The 22,455-nt window shown below is 57.9% G+C and carries 20 protein-coding genes and 1 tRNA gene; 12 read left to right on the top strand and 9 right to left on the bottom strand.

What is annotated here, in order from left to right; translation table 11 throughout:
* Nucleotides 1–128 precede the first annotated feature (128 nt).
* The 5 genes from LHW45_04800 (at nucleotide 129) to LHW45_04780 (ending at nucleotide 5,811) form a co-directional block, all read left to right on the top strand.
* Entirely contained in the window at nucleotides 129–1,175 is a 1,047-nt protein-coding gene (locus LHW45_04800) for a heat-inducible transcription repressor HrcA (protein MCB5284893.1), read from the top strand.
* Between the two features lie 8 nt (nucleotides 1,176–1,183).
* A complete protein-coding gene (gene grpE, locus LHW45_04795) occupies nucleotides 1,184–1,873 on the top strand; it encodes a nucleotide exchange factor GrpE (GenBank protein MCB5284892.1) in 690 nt (229 codons plus the stop codon).
* Nucleotides 1,874–1,895: 22 nt separating this feature from the next.
* Nucleotides 1,896–3,845 carry a molecular chaperone DnaK gene (dnaK, locus tag LHW45_04790; protein ID MCB5284891.1) on the top strand — a complete coding sequence of 650 codons (1,950 nt, stop codon included), beginning with the start codon at nucleotides 1,896–1,898 and terminating at the stop codon, nucleotides 3,843–3,845.
* A gap of 69 nt (nucleotides 3,846–3,914) precedes the next feature.
* On the top strand, nucleotides 3,915–5,072 hold the full coding sequence (gene dnaJ / locus LHW45_04785) for a molecular chaperone DnaJ (protein ID MCB5284890.1): 1,158 nt from the start codon (nucleotides 3,915–3,917) through the stop codon (nucleotides 5,070–5,072).
* Between the two features lie 13 nt (nucleotides 5,073–5,085).
* Nucleotides 5,086–5,811, top strand: a complete 726-nt coding sequence (locus LHW45_04780; GenBank protein ID MCB5284889.1) for a 16S rRNA (uracil(1498)-N(3))-methyltransferase — start codon at nucleotides 5,086–5,088, stop codon at nucleotides 5,809–5,811.
* Between the two features lie 13 nt (nucleotides 5,812–5,824).
* Here the strand turns inward: LHW45_04780 and lpxK are convergent, their stop codons facing one another.
* From lpxK to LHW45_04745, 7 genes are all read right to left on the bottom strand, one after another.
* Nucleotides 5,825–6,835 carry a tetraacyldisaccharide 4'-kinase gene (gene lpxK, locus LHW45_04775; GenBank protein ID MCB5284888.1) on the bottom strand — a complete coding sequence of 337 codons (1,011 nt, stop codon included), beginning with the start codon at nucleotides 6,833–6,835 and terminating at the stop codon, nucleotides 5,825–5,827.
* A 51-nt stretch (nucleotides 6,836–6,886) separates the two neighbouring features.
* The gene (locus LHW45_04770) at nucleotides 6,887–7,267 is read right to left on the bottom strand and encodes a response regulator (protein MCB5284887.1); all 381 of its coding nucleotides are present in this window, start codon (nucleotides 7,265–7,267) and stop codon (nucleotides 6,887–6,889) included.
* On the bottom strand, nucleotides 7,255–8,145 hold the full coding sequence (locus LHW45_04765; GenBank protein ID MCB5284886.1) for a phosphoribosylaminoimidazolesuccinocarboxamide synthase: 891 nt from the start codon (nucleotides 8,143–8,145) through the stop codon (nucleotides 7,255–7,257). Before LHW45_04765 ends, LHW45_04770 begins: the two co-directional genes overlap by 13 nt.
* A 3-nt stretch (nucleotides 8,146–8,148) precedes the next feature.
* Nucleotides 8,149–9,096 (bottom strand): hypothetical protein, encoded by a 948-nt coding sequence (locus LHW45_04760; GenBank protein MCB5284885.1) that lies wholly within the window; start codon nucleotides 9,094–9,096, stop codon nucleotides 8,149–8,151.
* Between the two features lie 210 nt (nucleotides 9,097–9,306).
* Nucleotides 9,307–10,383 carry a tRNA 2-thiouridine(34) synthase MnmA gene (gene mnmA / locus LHW45_04755; GenBank protein ID MCB5284884.1) on the bottom strand — a complete coding sequence of 359 codons (1,077 nt, stop codon included), beginning with the start codon at nucleotides 10,381–10,383 and terminating at the stop codon, nucleotides 9,307–9,309.
* Entirely contained in the window at nucleotides 10,380–11,357 is a 978-nt protein-coding gene (locus tag LHW45_04750) for a 2-hydroxyacyl-CoA dehydratase (protein ID MCB5284883.1), read from the bottom strand. The genes mnmA and LHW45_04750 overlap by 4 nt, the downstream gene beginning before the upstream one ends.
* On the bottom strand, nucleotides 11,347–13,257 hold the full coding sequence (locus tag LHW45_04745; GenBank protein ID MCB5284882.1) for an ATP-binding cassette domain-containing protein: 1,911 nt from the start codon (nucleotides 13,255–13,257) through the stop codon (nucleotides 11,347–11,349). Before LHW45_04745 ends, LHW45_04750 begins: the two co-directional genes overlap by 11 nt.
* 152 nt (nucleotides 13,258–13,409) lie before the next feature.
* On the opposite strand from LHW45_04745, the gene LHW45_04740 reads away from it, so the two are divergent.
* Nucleotides 13,410–13,487: transfer RNA gene (locus LHW45_04740), tRNA-Pro, on the top strand.
* Nucleotides 13,488–13,742: 255 nt separating this feature from the next.
* Here the strand turns inward: LHW45_04740 and LHW45_04735 are convergent.
* Nucleotides 13,743–15,410, bottom strand: coding sequence for a YgiQ family radical SAM protein (locus LHW45_04735; protein ID MCB5284881.1), 1,668 nt, complete (start codon nucleotides 15,408–15,410; stop codon nucleotides 13,743–13,745).
* A 68-nt stretch (nucleotides 15,411–15,478) separates the two neighbouring features.
* The gene (locus LHW45_04730) at nucleotides 15,479–15,691 is read right to left on the bottom strand and encodes a cold shock domain-containing protein (protein MCB5284880.1); all 213 of its coding nucleotides are present in this window, start codon (nucleotides 15,689–15,691) and stop codon (nucleotides 15,479–15,481) included.
* 224 nt (nucleotides 15,692–15,915) lie between these two features.
* On the opposite strand from LHW45_04730, the gene LHW45_04725 reads away from it, so the two are divergent.
* From LHW45_04725 to LHW45_04700, 6 genes are read left to right on the top strand one after another with little or no spacing between them, the layout of a single operon-like run.
* On the top strand, nucleotides 15,916–16,272 hold the full coding sequence (locus tag LHW45_04725; protein MCB5284879.1) for a response regulator: 357 nt from the start codon (nucleotides 15,916–15,918) through the stop codon (nucleotides 16,270–16,272).
* A 4-nt stretch (nucleotides 16,273–16,276) separates the two neighbouring features.
* Nucleotides 16,277–17,179: a hypothetical protein gene (locus tag LHW45_04720; protein MCB5284878.1), complete on the top strand. Its 903-nt coding sequence runs from the start codon at nucleotides 16,277–16,279 to the stop codon at nucleotides 17,177–17,179.
* A gap of 39 nt (nucleotides 17,180–17,218) precedes the next feature.
* Nucleotides 17,219–18,175 (top strand): D-alanine--D-alanine ligase, encoded by a 957-nt coding sequence (locus tag LHW45_04715; GenBank protein ID MCB5284877.1) that lies wholly within the window; start codon nucleotides 17,219–17,221, stop codon nucleotides 18,173–18,175.
* Nucleotides 18,172–19,302: a hypothetical protein gene (locus tag LHW45_04710; GenBank protein ID MCB5284876.1), complete on the top strand. Its 1,131-nt coding sequence runs from the start codon at nucleotides 18,172–18,174 to the stop codon at nucleotides 19,300–19,302. The genes LHW45_04715 and LHW45_04710 overlap by 4 nt, the downstream gene beginning before the upstream one ends.
* A 2-nt stretch (nucleotides 19,303–19,304) precedes the next feature.
* Nucleotides 19,305–19,979 carry a FecR domain-containing protein gene (locus LHW45_04705; GenBank protein MCB5284875.1) on the top strand — a complete coding sequence of 225 codons (675 nt, stop codon included), beginning with the start codon at nucleotides 19,305–19,307 and terminating at the stop codon, nucleotides 19,977–19,979.
* Between the two features lie 8 nt (nucleotides 19,980–19,987).
* Nucleotides 19,988–22,372, top strand: coding sequence for a hypothetical protein (locus tag LHW45_04700; protein MCB5284874.1), 2,385 nt, complete (start codon nucleotides 19,988–19,990; stop codon nucleotides 22,370–22,372).
* The last annotated feature ends 83 nt before the right edge of the window (nucleotides 22,373–22,455 follow it).

Raw genomic sequence — 22,455 nt, 5'->3', positions numbered from 1 at the left:
GCAGGTGGGCGGATTTTTTAGCAGTCTCACTTTTCGATTGACAATTTTTCGCTTTCGATTACTTTGTCCTTAGATTAGCAGTTTACCGAAGTGAGTGCTAAAATATCCAAGGGAGTGACCGCCGAGACATGAAAAAAAATCAGCTCAGACTCAATGCCACGCTGGCCGCGCTGGTTGATGAATACATCAGCAGCAACGAGCCGGTGTCGTCACGCGTGCTGAACGAAAAGTATCTCACCGGAGTGAGTTCGGCAACGCTGCGCCTCGATCTGATGAAGCTGGAGCAAGCCGCTCAGATCAGCCAGCCGCACACTTCCGCGGGACGCGTGCCCACCATCCTGGGCTATCGCAGCTACCTCCGCCTCATCGAAGCGGAGCACGCGAACGTGCGTTTCAAGGACATGGAAGTGCTGCGCGAATTGCTGATCAAGCATTACAAGGACACGCCGCTGGCGCTGCATTACATAATGCTGCTGCTGGCGCAGGAGACGGACCAGCTCAGCTTTGTGGCCGAGCCCGAGATCTCCGGCGGCTATCTGGCGAAGCTGGAAGTGTTTCCCATCGGCAACGGCAAATACATCTTCGTGATGAGCCTCGATTCGGGACTGGACAAGACCGTGGTTATGAAGCTCGAGCAGGAATTCACAGAAGCGCAGCTTAAAAAGCTGGTGCGCTATCTGAACGACGAACTGGCCGGGCTCCGCATCTACGACATCGCCAACCGAGTGCTGGTTGAGATGCGCGAAAACATGTATCGCGACAATCCCATGGTGAGCACTTTCCTGCGCGAGCTGCACAGGGCTTTCGTGGATATCAGCGATTTCTTCATCAACTATGACGGCAGCATCAAGTTTCTGGAGCAGCCTGAATTTGACAGCAAACGTAACATTCTCAGTTTCATGAACTTCATCCAGCGGCAGGACCTCGTGATCAACCTGATGCGCAGCAAAGATAGCGGCAAAGAGGTGAACGTGCTGATGGGCGAGGATTTCAACGTTCCCGAGTGGACGGAGTTCTGCCTCATCTACGGCCGCTACGAGGTGTTCGGCATTCCCGGCTACCTCGGTGTGGTGGCGCCTTTGCGAACGCATTACCGCAAGCTGATCCCGCTGATCCGCGACATCACGCAGACGATCACCGAAACCACCCGCAAAGGCATGATGGTGGCCAAATAGGAGGAGATGTGAAAAAGAAAAAGGATAAACAAGGCATGGAATTGGAAATGAGAGCATATCAGGAAGAAAGTACGGCGGAGGCCGCCTCCGAAAAAGTGGCCGCGGCTGCTGAAACCGAAACTGGACCGCAGGAAGAGCAAAAGGAGCCGGACCCGATGCAGAGAGTGGCCGAACTGGAACGCGAGAATCAGGAACTGAAGGATAAATACCTGCGCAGCATGGCGGAATTTGAGAACTACCGCCGCCGCAGCATCGCCGAAAAGAGCGATTGGATCAAGCTGGCCACGCAAAAGCTGGCTTTGGAGATCTGCGACGTAATGGACAACTTCGAGCGCGCCCTCAGCCAGGAGGAGGCAGCCGACCATGACAACGCCTTCGTGAAGGGCGTAACGCAGATCGAACAGCAGTTGCGCAGCATCCTCGGCAAAGAGGGAGTCTGCAAGATCGAAGCCCTCGGCGAAGAGTTCGATCCCTCGCTGCATGAGGCCTTGGCCCATATTCCCAGCGAATACGAGGCCAACCTCGTGGCTGCCGTCATCCAAAACGGCTACACCATGCACGACAAGGTGCTGCGTCCTGTGCGCGTGGCCGTCTCTTCAGGCAAACATGAAAACAAACAGACGGAAACCGAGCCGCCCACGGAAGAAATGCCTTCCGGCGGCAAAGGTGCCGATGTAATAAACATTGAAGTAAAATAAAAGTACCATGGAGGAATAAGAAATGGGAAAAATAATCGGAATAGATCTGGGTACCACCAACTCCTGCGTCGCAGTGGTTGAGGGTGGAAAACCCGTCGTCATCACCAACGCCGAGGGCGGCCGCACAACGCCTTCCGTAATCGGATTCACCAAGGACGGACAGCGTCTGGTGGGCCAGTTGGCCAAGCGTCAGGCCGTCACCAACCCCACCAACACGGTGTTTTCCATCAAACGCTTCATGGGGCGCGCCTACAGCGAAGTCGGCTCCGAGATCCAGCAGGTGCCGTTCAAAGTGAAGTCCGGCCTCAAAGGCCAGGCGGCGGTGCACATTGACACCGACAACAAGGACTACACCCCGCAGGAGATCTCCGCGATGGTGCTCACAAAGATGAAAGAGACCGCGGAAGCCTACCTGGGGCAAACGGTCACCGAAGCCGTGATCACCGTTCCAGCCTACTTCAACGATGACCAGCGCCAGGCCACCAAAGACGCCGGCAGGGTCGCCGGCCTGGAAGTGAAGCGCATCATCAACGAGCCCACGGCAGCGGCTCTGGCCTACGGCATGGAAAACAAGAAAGAGCAGAAAGTGGCCGTCTACGACCTCGGTGGCGGCACCTTCGACATCTCCATACTCGATATCTCGCAGGGGGTGGTGGAAGTGCTCTCCACGAACGGCGACACCCACCTCGGCGGCGACGATTTTGACAAACGCGTGATCGACTGGATGCTAGACCAATTCAAGAAACTGGAAGGTATTGACCTCTCCAAGGACCCCATGGCCATGCAGCGCCTGCGCGAAGCCGCCGAAAAGGCCAAGATCGAGCTCTCCGGCACGCAGACCACGAACATCAACCTGCCCTTCATCACCGCCGACGCCACCGGCCCCAAACATCTGAACATCGACCTCAGCCTGGCGGAATTCAACCGTCTCACGGAAGACCTTGTGCAGCGCACGCTTGGTCCCTGCAAACAGGCATTGGCCGACGCGAAAGTGGGCGCCTCCGACATTCAGGAAGTGCTGCTCGTGGGTGGAAGCACCCGCATTCCGGCAGTGCAGGAAGCCGTTGAGAAATTCTTTGGCAAAAAGCCGAACCGCAGCCTCAATCCCGACGAGGTGGTGGCCATCGGCGCTGCCATCCAGGGCGCCATCCTTTCCGGCGACGAAAAGGTGAGCGATGTGCTGCTGCTCGATGTCACGCCGCTAACCCTGGGCATAGAGACCCTGGGCAGCGTGATGACGCCGCTCATCCAGCGCAACACCACCATTCCCACGAAGAAAAGCCAGGTGTTCTCCACCGCCGCGGACAACCAGACCGCCGTAACCATCCACGTGCTGCAGGGTGAGCGTCCCATGGCGGGCGACAACAAATCCCTCGGGCGTTTCGACCTCGTTGGCATTCCCTCCGCCCCCCGCGGCGTGCCGCAAATCGAAGTGACCTTCGACATTGACGCCAACGGCATCCTGCACGTTTCCGCCAAGGACATGGGCACCGGCAAAGAACAGTCCATCCACATCGACCGCGCCGGCGACATGAGCAAGGATGACATCGACCGCATGATCAAGGAAGCGGAAATGCACGCCGAGGAAGATAAGAAGCGGCAGGAATTCATCTCCGCGCGCAATGAGCTCGACGGCCTCATCTTCGGCACGGAGAAAAACCTGCGCGACTACGGCGACAAGCTGAGCGAAAGCGAAAAGACCGAGCTGGAAACCGAGGTTAAAAGCGCCAAAGAGCAGATGGAGAAAGCCACGGAGGCATCCGAACTTGAAGCCATCAAACAGAATCTGGCCTCCAAAGCGCAGCGCTTGGGCGAGATCCTTTATGCGCAGGCACAGCAGCAGCAAGGGGCGGAAGGCCCCAACCCCGCCGGTTTCGATCAGCAGGGCTTCCAGGGTGAAGCGCAAACAGACGAACCCAAGCAATCAGAAGGTCCCATCGACGCCGATTTTGAGGTTGTCGACGATAAATAAGCGGCATTGGTTCCGGCGGGGAAGCCTCTCCGCCGGGGCCAAACCTTTTTCGCAAGCAGAGGAGTAGAAGTGGCGAAACGAGATTATTACGAAGTTTTGGGCGTGCCCAAGACAGCGGACGAAGCCGAGATCAAAAAAGCCTATCGCAAGCTGGCGATGCAGTTCCATCCAGACAAAAATCCGGACAACAAAGCGGCGGAGGAGAAATTCAAGGAAGCCTCCGAGGCCTACGAGGTGCTATCCGACAAAGACAAGCGCCAGATCTACGATCAGTATGGTCACGCGGGCATCGATCAGCAATTCGGCAACGGCGGTTTCAACTGGGATAATTTCAGCCATTTTGAAGACATCAGCGACCTCTTTGGCGGCGGTGGCTTTGGCTCCATCTTCGAAACCCTCTTCGGCGGGGGATTTGGCGGACGAGGCGGAGGCCAGCAACGCTCCAACCGGGGCAGCGACCTGCGCATCGAGCTCTCACTCAGCCTTAAAGAGATCGCCCTCGGCACCGAAAAAACCGTCAAGATCAACGCCAAGGAAGCTTGCGACGTCTGCCACGGCAGCGGCAGCGCCGACGGCAACACCGAAACCTGCAGCCAATGCCGCGGCACAGGCCAGGTGCGCACCGTGCGCCAATCGCTGTTCGGGCAGATGCAGACTGTCTCCGAATGCCCTTCCTGCCGCGGTGAGGGCAAGATCATCCGCAACAAGTGCAGCAAATGCTACGGCGAGGGGCGCATGGCCAAGACCAAAGAGATCAAGGTCAAGATCCCCGGCGGCATGGAGGAGGGACAGATCCTGCGGGTGCGCGGACAGGGCCATATTGGCCCGCGTAATGGCCCCCACGGCGATCTGCTGGTACAGGTGAACGAAAAGCAGGACGACCTCTTCGAACGCCACGGCAACAACGTGGTCCTCGACTTCCCTGTGCATTTCACGCAGGCGGTGCTGGGCGACGAGATCATCGTGCCCACCCTCACCGGCAAAGCCAAGATGAAGATCCCTGCCGGAACGCAGAGCGGACGCGAATTCCGCCTCAAGGGCGAAGGCATCCAGGGCTTGTACAGCGATTCCCGCGGAGACCTCATCGTGCGGATCAACGTGCACACGCCCAGCCGGCTCTCCCGCGAGGAAAGCGACCTTTACAAACGTCTGGCGGAGCTGAACAAAAAGCGCGAGCTCAAGCCGGGCAAGAGTTTCAAGGAAAAACTGAAGGATTTCTTCACTTAAAAGGCTTGGCGCGATGCCTTCGGTTTACTTTGCCGGACTCGAAAAACTGCATGCTGGCGAGCTGGTCAGGCTTGAGGGCGAGGAATTCCATCATCTGGCGCGGGTGGCCAAACGCAGGCTGAATGAGACGTTGCTTCTGAATTCAGGCCAGGGCGCTCTCGCGCAGGCGGTGGTGGAAAGCCTGGAGCCGCGCTCGGCCCAGCTGCGGATCACAAAAATCGTGCTTCAGAAGGAGCGGCGGCATCCCTACGCGATAGCTTTCGCCCTCCTCAAGAACCGCCACGACGAGCTTTTGGTGGAGAAATGCACCGAACTCGGCGTTGCGGCCTTGTTCACTCTCATCACGGAGCATTCGGTGCGCCAGGCCGCGGACAACACGGTGTCGCGCTTCGGCAGGATAAGCCTCGCAGCCGCCAAACAGTGCGACAACCCCTGGCTGCCCGAGATACATGAACCGCTCAAGCTTGCAGCCGCGCTGCCGGCCATTCGCGCTGCTGGCTATACTCCCATCCTTTGTTCCGAACGCCGTCCAGATCGCTGGTTGCATCATCTGAGCGGGGAAGAGGTAGGCCGGCCCTGTTTCCTGATCGGTGCTGAAGGGGGATGGAGCGAGGCGGAATTCAGGCTGATGGAGGGTTTGACGGAGATCACTTTGGGCAAACTGGTCACCCGCGCGGAGACTGCCGGAATCGTGATCGCCGCGCAGTGGCAGGCTTTCGCCGATCGCTGGGATCAATAGCCCCAGAACGTGCTTACAGGCTAAGCTTCATCTTCAACAGCCTCATCAAACTGTCCTCTTCCTCGCACACCAGATCCATTCTCAAAGCCACCAATTCATCCCTCAATTCCTTGTGCCGTGCCAGTTTGGCCAGGTCCTTTTCCGTGCAGAGCAGCTTTCCGACCCCGTATTTCTGCGCCAAACGCTTCATCCGCCTGACTTCTTCACTGTTCGAGAAGGCATGGTGGTCGGCAAAGCGGAAGTGGTGCAGCCAGTCCAACCCCAGCGCTTTCACGGTCTCTTCAAACGAGTCAGGATCAGCAATGCCACTGATCAGCAACAGCTTTTCCCCCTTCAGAGAGCTTGTCTGCTCCACCTCGCCCTCCGCCGTGATCCCGTCCCGCGCCTGCAGCTTGCAGTGGACCAAAGGCTGGGGGAAACCCGCCCAACAGCCACCATTGGCTTCTGCCCAGCTGCAGGGGCGTTTGTGAATTACAGCAAGCATGGAGGCCGCGTTTAACGCAGAGAGCGGTTCGCGCAGATATCCCGCGGGCAGCAACCGGCCGTTGCCACAGCCGGTTTCGGCGTCGAAGCAGACAATATCGAGGTCGCGGGCGATGCTGAGGTGTTGAAAGGCGTCGTCCAGCAGCACCGCTTCAAGGTCGGGATAGTGGGCCAGCAATAGCGAAACCGCGGCCGCGCGCCGTTTTCCCACCACCACAGGAATGCCGGGCAAACGGTTGGCGATCAGCTGTGCTTCATCGCCAGCCTCTTCCACGCCAAACAGGATGCCATTCCTGTCTGAGATAAGCGTGGGAGTGTTTTCCAGCCTGCCTTTGTAGCCCCTGTGCGAGATTCCCACCTTGTATCCGGCCGCTTGCAGGCTGCCGGCCAGGTGGATGGTGAAGGGTGTTTTGCCGCTGCCTCCGCTTACGATGTTGCCGATGCTGACCATCTTGCAGGGCGGACGCCAGGCATGGGCGGAGAGCAGGCGGCGGCGTTGGGTTTGATAGGCGGCGTTGAGCTCGCCGAGGGGGCTTAGCAGGTCGCTGAGAAGCGTGCGGCGTTTAAGATGTCGGCTGGCGAAGTCCGTAAATCACCTTTCCGGCTCAAGTTTGCTTTCGATCAGCGCGATCAGTTTGGCGATGTCGAAGGGTTTGAACAGAATGTCCTGCAGGCCGTCGGTTTTGGCCCGCACCAGCACGTGATTGGGGTCGTAGCCGAAGCCTGTCATCATGATCACGGGCAGGCCGGGAGCGTGGTCCTTGATTCGCCAGAACAGCTCATAGCCGTCCATGTCCGGCATGGCGATGTCGGTGATCACGAGGTCGATGCCACCGGCAATGATCTCTCTAAGGGCGTCCAGGCCGTTGCTGAACCCCATCACTTTCCAGGCGGGGCGAAGCGCCTCGAGCTCCAGCTTCAGATCAACGATGAGGCTTTCTTCGTCGTCCACAATGCAGATTATTTTTGGCATTGATCGTCTCCGATGATCAGGTCGCGAATCTGCCGGTATTTGTCCAGCGCTTTTTGCACGATGTCTTCCGGCAGACGCGGCGCGGGGGGCTGTTTGTTCCAGCCGCTGCTAAGGAGGTGATCGCGCACGATCTGCTTGTCGAAGCTGGCGGGGCTTTTGCCAACTTCATACAGCGAGAGGTCCCAAAAGCGCGATGAATCTGGTGTCAGGGCCTCATCAGCCAGGATTATCTGGTTGCCGAAGGCGCCGAACTCGAATTTGGTGTCGGCCAGCACAATGCCTTTGTCCAGCAATTTCGCATGGGCCCAGTGATAGAGTTCGAGTGATTTTGCCTGGATGAATTCAGCGATGGCGGGATCCATACGCTGCTTCATCTGCTCGAAGCTGATGTTCACATCGTGGCCGGATGAGGCCTTGGTCGATGGCGTGAACATCGGTTGGGCAAATTTCTGGCTTTCGCGCAGGTCTTCGTCGATGGGCCTGCCGCCGATGCTGCGTGACTGCTGGTATTCGCTCCAGGCGGAGCCGCTGATGTATCCGCGCACGATGCATTCCACAGGGATCACCCGCAGTTTCTGCACCAGCATGCTGCGCCCTTCCAGCCAGCTCTTATAGGATGCAAATTCAGGCGGAAAGTCTTCCACCCGGTCGGTGATGAAGTGGTTGGGAACGATTTGCGAGGTGGTTTTGAAGATGTGCGCCGCGATCTGGTTGAGGATCACGCCCTTGCCGGGCAGGGGATCGGGGAAAACCACGTCGAAGGCGGAAATGCGGTCGCTGGTAACGATCAGCAGTTTGTCGCCGAGGTCGTGAATGTCGCGCACCTTGCCTTGATGGCTGCTGATCACAATATCCAAATTATCTATTTGATCGTACATTGGCTATCCTTTATGATGTTTTACGTGATATTCATAGAGCAAACGAGCCTCATCGGTATCGTTGAGGTTGATCGCCAGCAGTTCATTTTCCCGGTAGGAGTCCAGCGCGTTCACGAATTCGTATCTCACCCCTTCATATACGCACCAGCTCAGGAGTCCGTTTTCAACGCCGAAATCCTCTTCGCTGAAGCTCAGGGACTTGGTCACATAAAGAAAACCCAGCCAGTCGCGGTACTTCGCAAGTTTGTCGATCTCCTCGTCGAGCAGGTCCGCCTTGGCGAACTCGAGGTCATCGAAATAGCGGTCACGTTCTTGGGAAACCATCTCCAGGATGCCGTTTTGGGGATGCAGATAAGTTTCGCGCAGCAGGGTGTCGAGTTTGGCCAGATCAGGTTTTTCAGCTTCAGGCAGATTTTCCGCCAAGGCAAGGCACCAGCCCTGGCAAGCCCCGGTTTCGTGTTTCACGCAGGGATGGCTGTCTGTTTCACAGTAGGGGAGCTTCAGAATGCGCGCGAAGGTGTCCATCACATCGGTGAGGAAAAAGCGGCCGCGCCAGGGTCCCAGATAGCTCCAGTCGTCGTTGGTGTCTTCTTTCACGCAGACGAAGGGGAAGCGATGGCCGTCCAGGGCCAGGTAAACATAGTCGCGGCTGGTCCGCATGACGTGTTGAAAGGTCACCTGATGCAGGCGCAGAAATACTTTGAAGCGGATCAGGGCGTCAATGGCCCGCGGATATGTTTCGATTTGCAAAATGTCGGCGGCCGCTGTGTTTTCCCCGTAGCGGGGATCACTTTCAGCTTTCTGGCGGACCACCTTCAAACGCTGGGCCAGATTGGGCGTGATGCCGCACCATAAGGGTTGGTCGCCTTGCCGGAAACTGTAAAAGACCCAGCCCGAAGGCAATTCAATGTTCTTCGGACAGCGGTTTTTATCCCATTTTACGCAAATCATGCGCCCATCGTTTTCCCGGTGCTGTTTGTGTCAATAGAATATTCCGGCTGCTTGGGTGAACGCTCCGATCGCGCTTCCATCTGTCACTCCACCAACAGATTCGCCCAATTCATTCCGGACTTTCCACCGGCGGTGTCAGTTGAAACCGGAATAGGTCAACGCTATCGGAGCGGGAAGGGAGGCTGTGGCCTACATGTCATCGCAGCTTCATCAGAGGATCACGCCCCCTCCCAAGAGGATGTCGCCATCATGGAAAACGGCGAACTGGCCGGGGGTTACGGACATTTGGGGGGTGTCGAAGGTCACTTCGACCGAGCCGTCCGGCAGTGGTCTGAGTGTACCGGGCGCGGGTTTGTGGGCAAAGCGGATCTTTGTTTCGGCGCGGCTGGTGGCGCTGAGGGGCGGGGCCGAAACCCAGTTGACGCTGGAAACTGTGAGTTTGTCTTTATAGAGAAAGCTTTGCGGGCCCACCCGCAAGCTATTGCGGCAGGTATCAAAGCCGATCACATACCAGGGCTCGGGCCTGCCGCTGAGACCCAGATGCCTGCGCTGGCCGATCGTGTAGTGGATCAGGCCGCGGTGCCGTCCCACCACTTTGCCCTCGGGATCGATCATGTCTCCTGCTTTGATCTGCGCACCCGCAAACAGGCGGGGATGGTCCTCCTCGCTTAGGAAATCCTGGCTTTCGGCTTGGCTGAGCAGAAAATCCAGTCCGCGTTTACGGGCTGTTTCCCGCACCTCTGCCTTGGTGAGTTCACCCAGGGGAAAAAGCGTGGTGGAGAGCTGGTTTGAAGACAGCAGACAGAGGAAATAGGACTGGTCTTTGAGGGCATCGCGGCCTTTGAGCAGCTGCCAGCGTCCGTTTTCTTTACTGAAGCGGGTTCTGGCGTAGTGGCCGGTGGCGTAAAAGTCAAACTCCACGCCTTGGTTTCTCAGCGCCAGGGGCAGCAGGCCAAATTTCAATCTCTGGTTGCAAACCACGCAGGGATTGGGAGTGCGGCCCTGCAGATAGGTGGCGCGGTAGTAGTTCAGGACCTCGTTTTCGAAGGACTGGCTGAGGTCTGCTTCCAGGATCTGAATGCGGAGTTGTTCACCCACCCGTTCCAGCATTTGCCGGTTGAGCGGTTCCCGGGGGCCGAAACAACCACTGTGAATGCCGTAGCGGCCTCCCTCCGCGCCGCGCAGGCGCATCGTTGCGCCCAGCACCTCATAGCCCTGGTCCTGCAGCAAGACGGCGCTCACGGCGGAATCGATGCCGCCGCTCATGGCCAGCAGCACCCGCTTCATCCATGCACCTCGAAGAAACTCTCCAAACGCAGCAAAGTCCTGCTGTCCAGCGTCTCCGGTTGATCACCCTCGAGGGTGAGGAAAGGCAGGTCGATGCGTTTTTTCAGCAGAATGTTGTCGATCTGCAGATGGCAAAAAGACTGCGTGTAGCTGATCACGACGTCGATGCGGCGTTGGCTGAGCTGGGGGAGGATGTCCTCCAGGCGCTGGAAAACGCTGTAGGGATAGGTATAAACGAGGTATTGGTCGATGATGTCAGGCAGCAGCGAAGGCATGGCGAACTGGCGCTGCACCTCGTTGAAGAGCACATCCGCACCCTGCTGCGCGATCCTGTCGTAGATGTCGCGGTAGATGGGAGGCACGCCCAGATAGGCGCAGCGAAGTTTTGTGGGGATGGGGTCGCGGTTGGCGGCCTCGCCTAAAAAGGTGTCGAGCTCTTCCTCGAAGCGGTCGGGATCGCCCCTAAAATCGGAGGAATTAACCAGCCAGATGTGGTTTTCCCTGCCAGTCACAAGGCGTTCGCACCAGGTCCATTCATCCAGGGTTTTCAGTTTGGCGCGAATGGCGTCCAATCGCCGTTTGACCTTCATCACCGCATCCCGGCTCACTTCAAAGTGCGCTTCCAGCTTGCTTAGCTCGGTATCCAGGGCCTCGCGCGTGCGTTCCTGCGGAAAGGAAAAATGCCAGACCGGCAGGCCGGCTTCAGCCAGCATCGCGGTGAGCGAAGCGCCGTTTGAACAATCGCCCTGCACGATGCCGATCACTTCGTCCAGATCGGAGCTGAGAGCGGCATCGTAGTTGCCCTTGATCCAAGCGCAGATGGTGCGCGGAAATCCCTTCAGTTCTGCTTTGCGGACATGCGCGGCGGAATCGCCCTCCACAAAGATGTTGTTCAGGTCCACCGGCCTGTGTCCGGCCGCGAACAACACTTCCACGGGGAAAGAGGTGGTGAAGCCGATCCGCTTACTCTTCATAGCTTTGCCTCAGGTACTGCTCTTCCCACGCGGCGATCTGGCTTTCCACGCTTCCGATCTCGATTTCGAGCTCCGCCATTCGCGCTTGCAGGGTGCTGAGGCGGCCTGGCTCGGAATAGGTTTCCGAGCGCGAAAGCTCCATGTGAACGGATTCGAGCTCTTTTTGCAGATCCGCGAGGCGTTGTCCGCCCTGTTCGATGCTCAGATGGATCTGTTCCAGATACCAGGGATTGATCTTCTTTTTGCGCTCGCGGGCCGGGGGCGGGACCTTGGCCAGCTCCGGATCCTCGAAAGCCAGTTCGATCGCTTTCTGCCATTCGCAGTCGGGTTCCTCCACAGTGGTGTAGATGCCCGCGGGAGAGGCTTTTTTGCGGAAAACCCAAAATTTGGTGGCCAGTTCGCTGAGGAACCAGCGGTCGTGGGAAACGAAGATGACGGTTCCTGTATAGGCTTTCAGGGCTTCCAGCAGGGCGTCGGTCATATCGATGTCCAGATGGTTGGTAGGTTCGTCGAGGATCATCAGGTTGGGGTTTTCGTGGATCATCTGGCAGAGGAAAAGCCGGGAACGCTCACCGCCGCTGAGCACGCGGACTTGTTTCTCCACGTCGTCGCCGCGGAAGCCGAAGCGCGCCAGCCAACTGAGCACATAGCCCTGCGGTGCCTGCGGTACAAGCTGCCAGATGGTTTCCATCACCGTGAGGCTGTCATCCAGCAGCACCTGATGCTGGTCGTAATAGCCGATATCGAGGCTGGCCCCGGTTTTGAGGCTGCCCCCCATGATCTCGTGTTCACCCAGGAGGATGTTCAGAAGTGTGGTCTTGCCGCAGCCGTTGGGCCCCAAAACGCAGATGCGGTCCTGATATTGGGCCCTGAGGTCCACCTCGCGGGCGAGTTCCAGCTCAGGCGGGATGCCGAAACTGAGGCCGGTGAGCGTGTAAACGTCATTGCCGCTGCGTTTTCCGGCCGCCACGGGCAGGCGGAGCTGTCTCTGTTGGCCCGGTTTTTTCACGATCTCCATCCGCTCAAGCATCTTTTGGCGCGAACGGGCTGAACTGGTACGAGTTCCGGCGATGAATTTCTGGATGTAGGCCTGGGTTTCCGCGATCAGCTTTTGCTGGCGCTCAAACTGGCGTTCCTGGCTGAGGCGGGCGATCTCGTCGGCAGCTTTGAAGGAGCTGTAATTGCCCTTGGTAACGCTGATCTGGCCCTCACGCAGGCACCAGACGCTGCTCACGGTGTTGTCCAGGAACTGGCGGTCGTGGGATACGACCAGAAAGGGTTTGCCTTGTTTCAGCAGATATCTTTCCAGCCAGGCGATCATTTCCAGATCGAGGTGGTTGGTGGGTTCGTCCAGGATCAGCAGGTCGTGCTCCAGCAGCAGGATGGCGGCCAAACAGATCCGGGTTTGCTCACCGCCGCTGAAATCGCCGCAACGCTTGTTCCAGGTCTCCGGCGGCAGGCTCAGTGAAGTGAGCACATACTTCAGTTCGTTCTCAAATTCGTAGCCCCCCAGGCTGGTGTAGCGCTCCACGCCAAGGTTCAACCGGGCCTCGGTTTCCTGGTCGTGAGCGGTGGCCAGGCTTTGGGAAAGGCGGTCGATCTCATCCGCTAGGGAGATCAGGTCCAGGCGGGAAGAGCGCACATGCTCCAGCAGAGTTATGGCGGGATCGAGCTTGAGGTCCTGCGGCAGCCAGGCCACCCGGCAGTTCCGGGCGCGCAAAACCTCACCTGAAACGGGTTGCAGTAATCCCAGGAACAGGCGGATGAGGGTGGTCTTGCCGGAACCGTTCGTTCCGATCAGGCCCACCCGGCTGTTCTGCTCCAAACTGCAGTTCACCTTGTTCAGGATGTAGTTGCCGCCAAATTCCAGCGACAGATCTCGTGCGCGGATCAAACTCATGCTGTCATCTTTTTCCTTTCTGAAACTTGGCGCGAGTGGCTTCATTGCTCACTTGCGCCTCTGAATTGACCATCCTTTCCAAAGGGGCGGGGATGTCAAATACAAATTTTGCTTGTCAAAAACAGGGGCTGTTTTTTTTAGGTTCCAAGGTCCGGGATGTAGCGCAGTCCGGCTAGCGTACTTGAATGGGGTTCAAGTGGTCGCAGGTTCAAATCCTGTCATCCCGACCATCACTATCAGACCCGGGTGAAAGCCCGGGTTTTGTTTTTTCCCCTGTTTATCCGCCCTTGACCCCTTCCTGTTCACCCCTCCTTCGCCTCCCCTTGAGTTCCCAATGCCCGGGCGGGAACTTAATGGGAATTAGATGAGAGGCGGACAGGAAAGGGCTAAGGGCGGTTTGAGGGCTGAAACCGGTTAAATACTCGCGCAGTGAAGGTTTTGAGGTGTGCGGGGGTTTGGATGTGAAGGCGGTGGTGGAGGAGGGATCAGTTCAGATGCCAGAGCGCGAGTTCTTTTTGGCGCCTGATCTCCGAGGGTTTGGGCACGTGGATGGGCTTGCCGGTGTAATAATCCAATCCTGTGTAGTACATGCAAGTGCTGATCGTCATCGGGGTGGGGGTGAATTCCTGCACCTGTTCCACCCGGAGGTGGTTCCGCACCAGCCATTGGCGCAGTTCAAGCGCGTCCTCGATGGTGGTGCCGGGATGCCCGATGATGATGTAGGGGATGATCTGGCGTTTGAGGCCGGCTTGTTTGCAGGCCTGGAAGAACTCGCGGGAAAACTCCTCAAAGCTGCTCGTATCCGGCTTTCCCATCAGGCGCAAAACGGCTGGGACGCTGTGCTCCGGGGCAAGTTTGAGCCTGCCGCCGGTGTATTTGGTGGCCAGGGCGGAAATGTAGGCGGGGCTGCGCAAAGCCAGGTCGTGCCTGATCCCGGAGGCAATGAAAACGTGATTGACCTGCGGCAATCGCTCCAGCTTATCCAGCAGTTTCAGCTGTTCCTGATGCGCGGGCTTGAGCCGGGGGCAGATCTTTGGATAAAGGCAGGATGGGCGTTTGCAGCTGTCGGGCCAGTCAAGCTCACAGCTGGAGGCATACATATTGGCCGTGGGACCGCCCACATCGCTGAGGGTGATGGCTCTTTTTCGGCGCGCGGAGAGGGTTTTGGCCTCATTGACGATGGAATCCGCGGAACGCGACCGGATCGCCCTTCCCTGGTGGGAGGAGATGGCGCAGAAATTGCAACCGCCGTAACAACCGCGGTGGGAAGTGAGCGAATCCCTGATCTGCTCGAAAGCGGGGATCTTGTGCTGGCCGTAACGTGTATGGGGCGCGTATTCAAAGGGCAGGGCGTAGAGCGCGTCCTGGTCCTTTTGAGACAGCCCCGCCGCGGGTGGATTGTGCCGCAGCCAGCGGCCGCCGTTCAACTGGAAGAGGGTTCTCGTATGCTGGTTTTCCTCGAAGAGGTGGGTCATGCGGTGAAAAGTGGCTTTGTCCACGCAGGCAAGGTTGTCCGGCAGCACCAAGTCCTCCGCGTCAGGCGGTTCCGGGTTGAAGGCCACAGTTCCCGGGATTTCCCTGAGTTCGCTGATCTGTTTGCCATCCCGCAAAGCCCGGGCTATCTCCACGACCGCGTTTTCGCCCATGCCGTAAACCAGAAGTGAGGCTTTGGTATCCGCCAGCAGGCTGGCACGGACTTTATCCTGCCAGAAATCATAATGCGCCAGGCGCCGCAGGGAAGCCTCGATGCCTCCCAGCACCAGCGGGACCTTTTTGTAAAGGCGTTTCAGTACGTTCGCGTAGATCAGGGAAGCGCGGTCCGGACGCAACCCGGCTTTGCCGCCTGGGCTGTAGGCGTCGTCATTGCGTTTCTTGCGCTGGGCGGTGTAGTTACAAACCAGGGAATCCATGTTGCCGGCCGTTACGCCGAAAAAGAGGCGGGGTGCGCCCAAGGCCATGAAGTCCGCGTCTGTAGAGGGATCCGGTTGGGGAATGATCCCCACGCGGAACCCGGCCGCTTCCAGCTGCCGGCCGATGATGGCCGCGCCGAAGCTGGGATGGTCCACGTAGGCATCACCGGAGACGATCACGACGTCAAGTTCGTGCCAGCCGCGGGCCTGGGCTTCTTGCAGATTGGTGGGCAGAAAGGGCATGGACTTAAAAGTTCAGGGGCAAAAGCTGTGCGCTTCCGCCCCTGAAGACGATGTGGTCAGGACCGAGTTTAGCCGGTGACCCTGATGATGTTGATGGCCTGGGTGCCTTTGTCTGTCTCCATCAGGTCAAAAGTTACGATCTCGTCCTGCTCGAGCACCTTAAGTTCGCGGGGGGAATTGGTCACGATGGACTTCCAGTGCACGAAATACTCTTTGTTGTCGTCGGTGATAATAAAGCCGTAGCCTTTATTCTTGTTAAACCACTTAACTTTTCCTCTCATTGGTACCTCATAAATATTGGTGATTCCACAAATAATATAGTCCGAAATCAGTCAACATAAAAATGCTAATTTGACCAAAAAGAGAGAATCGCGGCGCGGGATAATTTTTCATTGACGGTTTTGCGATGATTTCTGAAGCTGCGATGCGGAGTGAAAATGCTTTCCGGTCCGGTTGCCTGAACCCGGCCTGAGGAGGCACGGTGCAAATACGCCAAGGTGGTAAAATGAACACAAGGATCCTGCTGGTTGACGATGACCGGCTTCTGCGGGAAGTCATCGGTGACTTTCTGCGCTCAAGAGGCTATACGGTGGACATCGCCCAAAACCGCAGAGAGGCCGGGGAGCATTTGCAAAAGGAAAAGTATGGCCTCGCCCTGATCGACCACGGACACAAGCAGGCCAGCGGGATCAGGCTGATGCGTGAGATACGGCAGGCCGATCCGAACGTGTTTTGCCTGATAATGACGGGTTTTTCCGGCCTCAAAGCGGTGGCCGCGGCGATGGAGGAAGGGTTCACGGATTATATCCTGAAACCCTTTCAGCTGGAGGAACTGATCAACATCCTGCAAAAATATCTCTGACACCATGTATGATTTGAGCCTGCGCGCCCCCTCCGAACAAGCTTTGACCGCTCCACCCATTTGGATCGACCCGCGCTTCATGCTGGCGGTGGAGGAACTGCATCAGATCGAGGCACTGCAATTGCTTTGCCACAAAGGCGACCAACTGGTGGCGGCCATGCCGCTGTATGAAAAAAAGAGCCTGGGTCTGAGGCGGCTGATCTGTCCCATGAGCGCTTACTATCAAGGTTTGTGGTTCTTCTGGCAGCCGGAGCGGGAGCCGAACCGCAATCTGCTGGATGAACTCAAAGTCTCCACGGAAGTGGCGGTTTTTTTGCAGGCTCGCTATAAGCGGATGCAGTTCAACCTCGCCCCGCACAATTTTGACGTGCGCGGCTTCACCTGGCAGGGCCTGAAAGCCGTGCCTTACTACACTTTCACCTACGACTGCGCCCGGGAACTGCGGGTGCTGAAAGACGAGCGCAAAAAGCTGCGCGCCGCCCGGGAACACGACTACCGGCTGGTGGAGGAGTTTCGGCCGCGGGAGTTTATCTCTTTGCTGAAGGACCTTTATAACCGCAAACAGAAGAACCTGGGCGTATCCTACGCGGCTTTTCGAACTTGGATGGAGCGCTTGCACCGGGACGGGCTGATCGCCCAGTTCAATCTGCTGGAGCAGGACAGGATCGTGAGCACCAACCTGGTGCTGGGCGGTGCCAACGACCAGCGCGGCTATTCGATCATGCGCAGCACCCGGCCCCAGGACCTGAAGAGCGGGGCCAGCGCCCAGCACAGCCTGTTGCTGGTGCAGCTGCTCAGAGACAGATTTGCCGGCTTGGATTTCTGTGGCGCCAACTATCCCGAGGTGGCGCGGTTCAAGGCCGCCCTGGGTTTCGATCTGGAGCTCTTTTTCAAGATCGTGGGTTGAAGCGGTTTGAGTCATATTGCTGAAAATAACAGAGGAAGCATGGAAAGAATAACAGTGTTGAAAGGCGGTGATTCCCCCGAGCGGGAGGTTTCGCTGGTGAGCGGAGCCGCGATCGCCAACGGGCTGCGCGGATCAGGGCTTGAGGTCACGGAGCTGGATCCGGCTGATTTTTCGAGTCTGGATAAACTGATCGACAGGCTGAAGGAATTGGGCACAGGGCTCATCTTTCTGGGCCTGCACGGGGGTTCCGGCGAAAACGGACAGCTGCAGGCCGCTTTGGATCTGGCAGGTTTGCGCTACACGGGATCCGGCTTTCAGGCCTGCGCCCTCACCATGGACAAGTATGTGGCCAAACTGCTGGCCAGGGAGGAAGGGGTGCCGGTGGCGGACTGGGTGCTGCTGCGGGGTGACCAACTGGGCGATTATGAGGACCCGCGTGACCTGCAGGGCATCGTGGACAAACTGGGCCTGCCACTGATCGTGAAACCCAACGCTGGCGGCTCCTCCGTCGGCATCAGCAAAGTGGAGACCACCGACCAGCTTCGGGAAGCCACCCAGCAGGCCCTCAAATACTCTTCCAGCGCGCTTTTGGAGCGCTTCATCCCCGGGCGCGAGCTAACAGTTACGGTGCTGGACGGCACAGCCCTGCCTGTGGTGGAGATCAAACCCCTTAGCGGCTGGTACGATTATGCCAACAAATACAAAGCCGGGCGCTCCGAATACCTGGCTCCGGCCCCCATCGAGGAAGCCGTGGCCCAGTTGATCCAGATGTACGCGGCAAGGCTGTGGCAGGTCTTTGGCCTGCGGAGCTACGCGCGCATAGATTTCCGTTACGATGGCGACCAACCCTATTTCCTGGAAGTGAACACCCTGCCCGGAATGACCCCGCTGAGTCTTACCCCGATGGCTGCAAAGGCTGTGGGGATCAGCTTCGCGGACCTGGTGGTCAAGATCGCCCACCTGGCCCTGAATCAAGACGAAACAGAGGAATCATGAGAAAAAAACTGATACTGACAATTGTCCTGTTGCCAGCGCTGGCTATGCTATGGGCCCAGCATCCAGACATCACGCCCTGGTTCACACCCAGCACGATCCACGTAAACTCCTTCAAGACGGCCAGTTTTGATCCCACCACGCCTTGGAACCAGCCGATCCTGACGTCTTTGCTGATCACCAACCATTCCGACACTGCTTTCCGGTTCTATCTAAAGCTGGAGATCGGGTGGAGCGGAGTCAGCGAACCTCTGGTAACGGCCAAATACATTTCCGAGGAAGCGATCCCCGCCCAGGGCCAGTTTCCACTGCTTACCAACCAGGACCTGATCACCAATCAGGCTTCCACCCTGTTCAACCGCGTGGGCAGCATCGATTTTTCCTTGGATGAGATCACCAGCCGCAGCCCGGTACTCCGTGAAGCAGTGCTGGCGGGCTATTTTCCGGACGGCGCGCTCAGCCTGCGGGTGCTGGTGCAGCCGGAAAGCGCCGGGCACGAGAACTGGAACGGGGCCAGTGACGCAACCTTCACCATCCGGGTGGCCAGTGCCGGCGCCATTTCGCTGATCAGCCCAGGCGCGCCGGCAGGTTCCAGTCCGCCACTGCTGGACCAGAATCCGGTGAACTTTCTCTGGAACAGCATCGATACCGAGATCAACCTATACCGGCTCACGATCCGGGAATATCCGCAGAATCTGCCCCCGGAGATAAACAGCCTTGTGAATACCGGCACCGTGTTCTTTGACAACTATGTCTACACAAATCAATTCGCGGAATTCCTTCCTTTCACTCCGGGCAACCATTATGCTTGGCGGATCAGCACCAACCGCTGGACTGAACTTGATCCTCTGGTGCTCCCCGGTCCCTGGCGCGACGACGTTCCCGGCCTGATCAGCAGCGGCTGGAACATCTTCCAATACACTATGTTTGAAAGCGGGGAAGACCCCGTTCATCAGATCAGCGCGATGCTCAACTCCCTCAAGGAAGACAAGCTGGAAGCCATCTTCAATGAAGGGTTCCGGCCCACGGGCGAGATCATCTGGAACGGCCGCAGCTACAGCGGCCAAAGCGCCATCGACCTGATCGGGCAGCTGCAAGGCCAAAGAGCCGTGATCACGGTTTGGGAGTGAAGATGAACAAGACAGTGTTTTGCATCGCAATGTTCCTTGTGGGCGCGTCCCTGCTCTCCGCCACCGGCATCGCCGTGATCTCCGGCCAACAGGGCAAAGCTACCCTGCGCCGGGCGAACAAGAGCGTCAAATTCGCCAACGGCAGCATCTTGGAAAGCAACGACGTGCTCGAGACCGGCAGGAAATCCGGCCTCGGCTTCAAGTATGCCGATGGCCTGGCCGCGCTGCACCTCTTTTCCGAAACCCAGGCCAGCCTCACTGCCAAAGCCGTTCTGACAGGCTTAAATAAAGAAGTGGAACTGCAAAAAGGCAGCCTCTACGTGAAACAGCAGCCCGGCGGCGGCACCCTGGCCGTGGTGTTCGGAAAGAGCCAGGTGAGCGCCGAAGAAGCTTCTTTCCTGATTCGCACGGACGGTGGGGGAAAGGCCTGGATATCTGTGTTTTCGGGAACGGTGAAGATCACCAACACCAATGGGGCGATCGCCACGCTCGGGGCCCAGCGCAGTGCCGACCTTTCGGCCCGGGGACAGGTGAAGGCGCGCCCCGCCAGGAATGCCGATCTCACCACGGATGAACTGGCCGTGGTGAATCCCAGGCCGGAAGAGGATCAGCGCAAGATCACAGTACCCATGGCCGACAGCCAGGGGCGGATCAAGTATGTGGAATTAGTTTGGTGAGGCGCATCATGAAAAGGACTTTATTGCTTCTCTGCCAGATCGCCCTTGCCGCTCTGCTGCCCGGTATCGTGGCCATACACGAACCGCCCCGCATCTACGTGGCCGGCTCCAACGTGGACCTCAGCCTGGATATTCCGGCTGAAGCGGAAACGATCGCCAGGATCAACCTCTGTTACCGGCCCTCCGGAGGCACGGGTTTTTCCGTGAAAACCCTGGAAATGCCGCTGCCCGGCACCCAAACCTTCACGGTGCAGCTGCAACCGCAGGAACTGCAGGGCCAGGATCTGGAGTATTGGTTCGAATTCCAGCTTACTGACGGCTCCACTTTTTCCTATCCCGATGAATCCCTGGGCGGTGAGCTTTTCACGCTTAAAACCGAGATCCAGAGCAGCAAGGAAGCCGTGGGTTTCGTGCTGCTGAGCACAGAGGAGGATTTCGCCCAAAAGGGCGAATATGTGCTGGTGGTTTCCTACTTTGCCCTGGCCCAACAGATCGATCCCGCCACCATCGAGGTCTGGGTGAACGACCGCAACGTAACTTCAGCTGCCGTGATCACGGAAAACCTGCTCAGCTACCGCGATCCCAAACCCAAGGCCACAAACTACGTGGCGGTGGTCACCGCGCGGGATTTCCAGGGCGGGCTGATCAAATCCGCCGTCTTTTCCTCCAAGGTGGATCCCAAAGCCGGCAAAGCCAGGCTGGATACCTGGGGCGGCCTCAACTTCGCCTCCAATTTCCACCGGCATCAGGCCCCTGATGAGTACGTTCCCGATCTTCCGGAATTTCCCCGGAACAACTATGCCGGCTGGATCGACCTCTACGCCCGCTACAAGCAGCTCAAGCTGAACGTGAACGCCCTGCATTCCAATCTGGAAGATCCCAACCGCCAACCCGTGGACCGCTATTGCGTGGGGTTGCAACTGGGCTTTCTGAACATTCAGGCTGGCGACCAAGTTCCGCAGCTGAGCCCTCTGGCGATGAGCAGCAAAATGATCCGCGGCCTATACGGCAGCCTGACGGGAAAATACATCGGGCTGGAGCTCACGGGAGGGGAAATGGTGCGCAAAACCCTGGCCGGAGGCGATCCCGGCAGTGTCACGGCCTTTCGCCAGCAAGCCCTGGGCGGCAAACTGCGCCTTGGCTCCGAGCAGGGGCTATCGATGTCCCTCACTCTGGCTCGCAACCGTGATGTGATCGACTCGTTGGATCCCGCGGAGTTCATTTATCTCGATCCCGAAACCGCGGACACCCTCTTTGTGGTGGCCCCGCAGGACAATCTGGTGGCCAGTTTCGACACCAGGATCAACATCCCGGCCCTGAACACCAATCTGGGCGTGGAAGTGGCCGGCAGCCTCTACAACCGCAACACCTGGCCGGGTCCCATCTCGGCAGAGGAGATCAGCCAATATGTGAGTGGTTTCGATTACATCGATCCAGCCGATCTGGCCGAGGTTTTCGTGATCAACCGCAATATGGAGCCGATCCTGCCCGGCCTGCCGAACTGCGCCGCGAGGGGATACCTGCGCACCAACATTCTGAACAACATCATCGCCGTGGATGCCTCAGCCACCGGCCCGGTTTACCATGCCCTCAGCACCTGGGGACAGAAACCCGATACCAAGACGCTTACGGTTTCTGACATGTTCAACATCGGCCGCTCCCTATTCATTTCCGGAGCGTATTCCTGGCAGCAGGACAACCTCTTCGGCACTTCGGCCAGCACCAACAACAACAGCTTCTGGCATCTGCAGGGCACGCTGCGCCTATTCAAGTATTTCAGCCTGCGCGGTGCTTACTTCAACAGCGACGCCACCAATGCCCTAAACACTGACGTCGGGGAAGGTTTGGTCTTCATGCCCTGTCTTCGCAACTCCCATTCCTATACGGTGGGGGCGGGGTTCAACAACCCGCGGGTGAACTACCTGCCCTGGCTCTGCGAACTCAGTTACCGCAATGGAACGGATCTCAGCAATACCGTCCTATTCGGTGATTACCGGAACAGCAACAACAGCATCAACCTCAGCCTCGTCAGCAAGTTTGGCGAAATCCCGCTGCGTCTGCAGATCAACGCTTCACTGGCCGGGATGGTCAAAGGATCGCCGGAGAACGACACTGAGACAACTTATAACAGCCTGAGCTATAACGCCCGGCTCAGTTACTCGCTCTTCAGGGACAGGCTGATCCCCTGGCTGCAGTACCTTCGCTCGGATTACGACGACGTCAACACCGGGGACAAGAGCAACGACCATCTGAGCCTCGGCCTGGAGGCCTATCCCTGGAAAAACATGAGCGTCAGCACCAGCTTGAACCGCTTGACCAGCGTGGATAAATCAGACAGCGGGCAAAACAGCCAGACCCTCACCTGGAGCCTGAGCCTCAGTCAAAGATTCTGACCTTGTCCCTGGTCTGATTCCACTCGGGATGCCTTTCTTATTTATCCCCGGTTATCAGATTCTCGACGGCCTCCCGCATGATC

The sequence above is a fragment of the Candidatus Cloacimonadota bacterium genome, from assembly GCA_020532085.1.
Classification (GTDB): Bacteria; Cloacimonadota; Cloacimonadia; order Cloacimonadales; family Cloacimonadaceae; genus Syntrophosphaera.
Note: the sequence above shows the minus strand (reverse complement) of the source record. Positions and strands in the feature narration are given on the sequence as shown.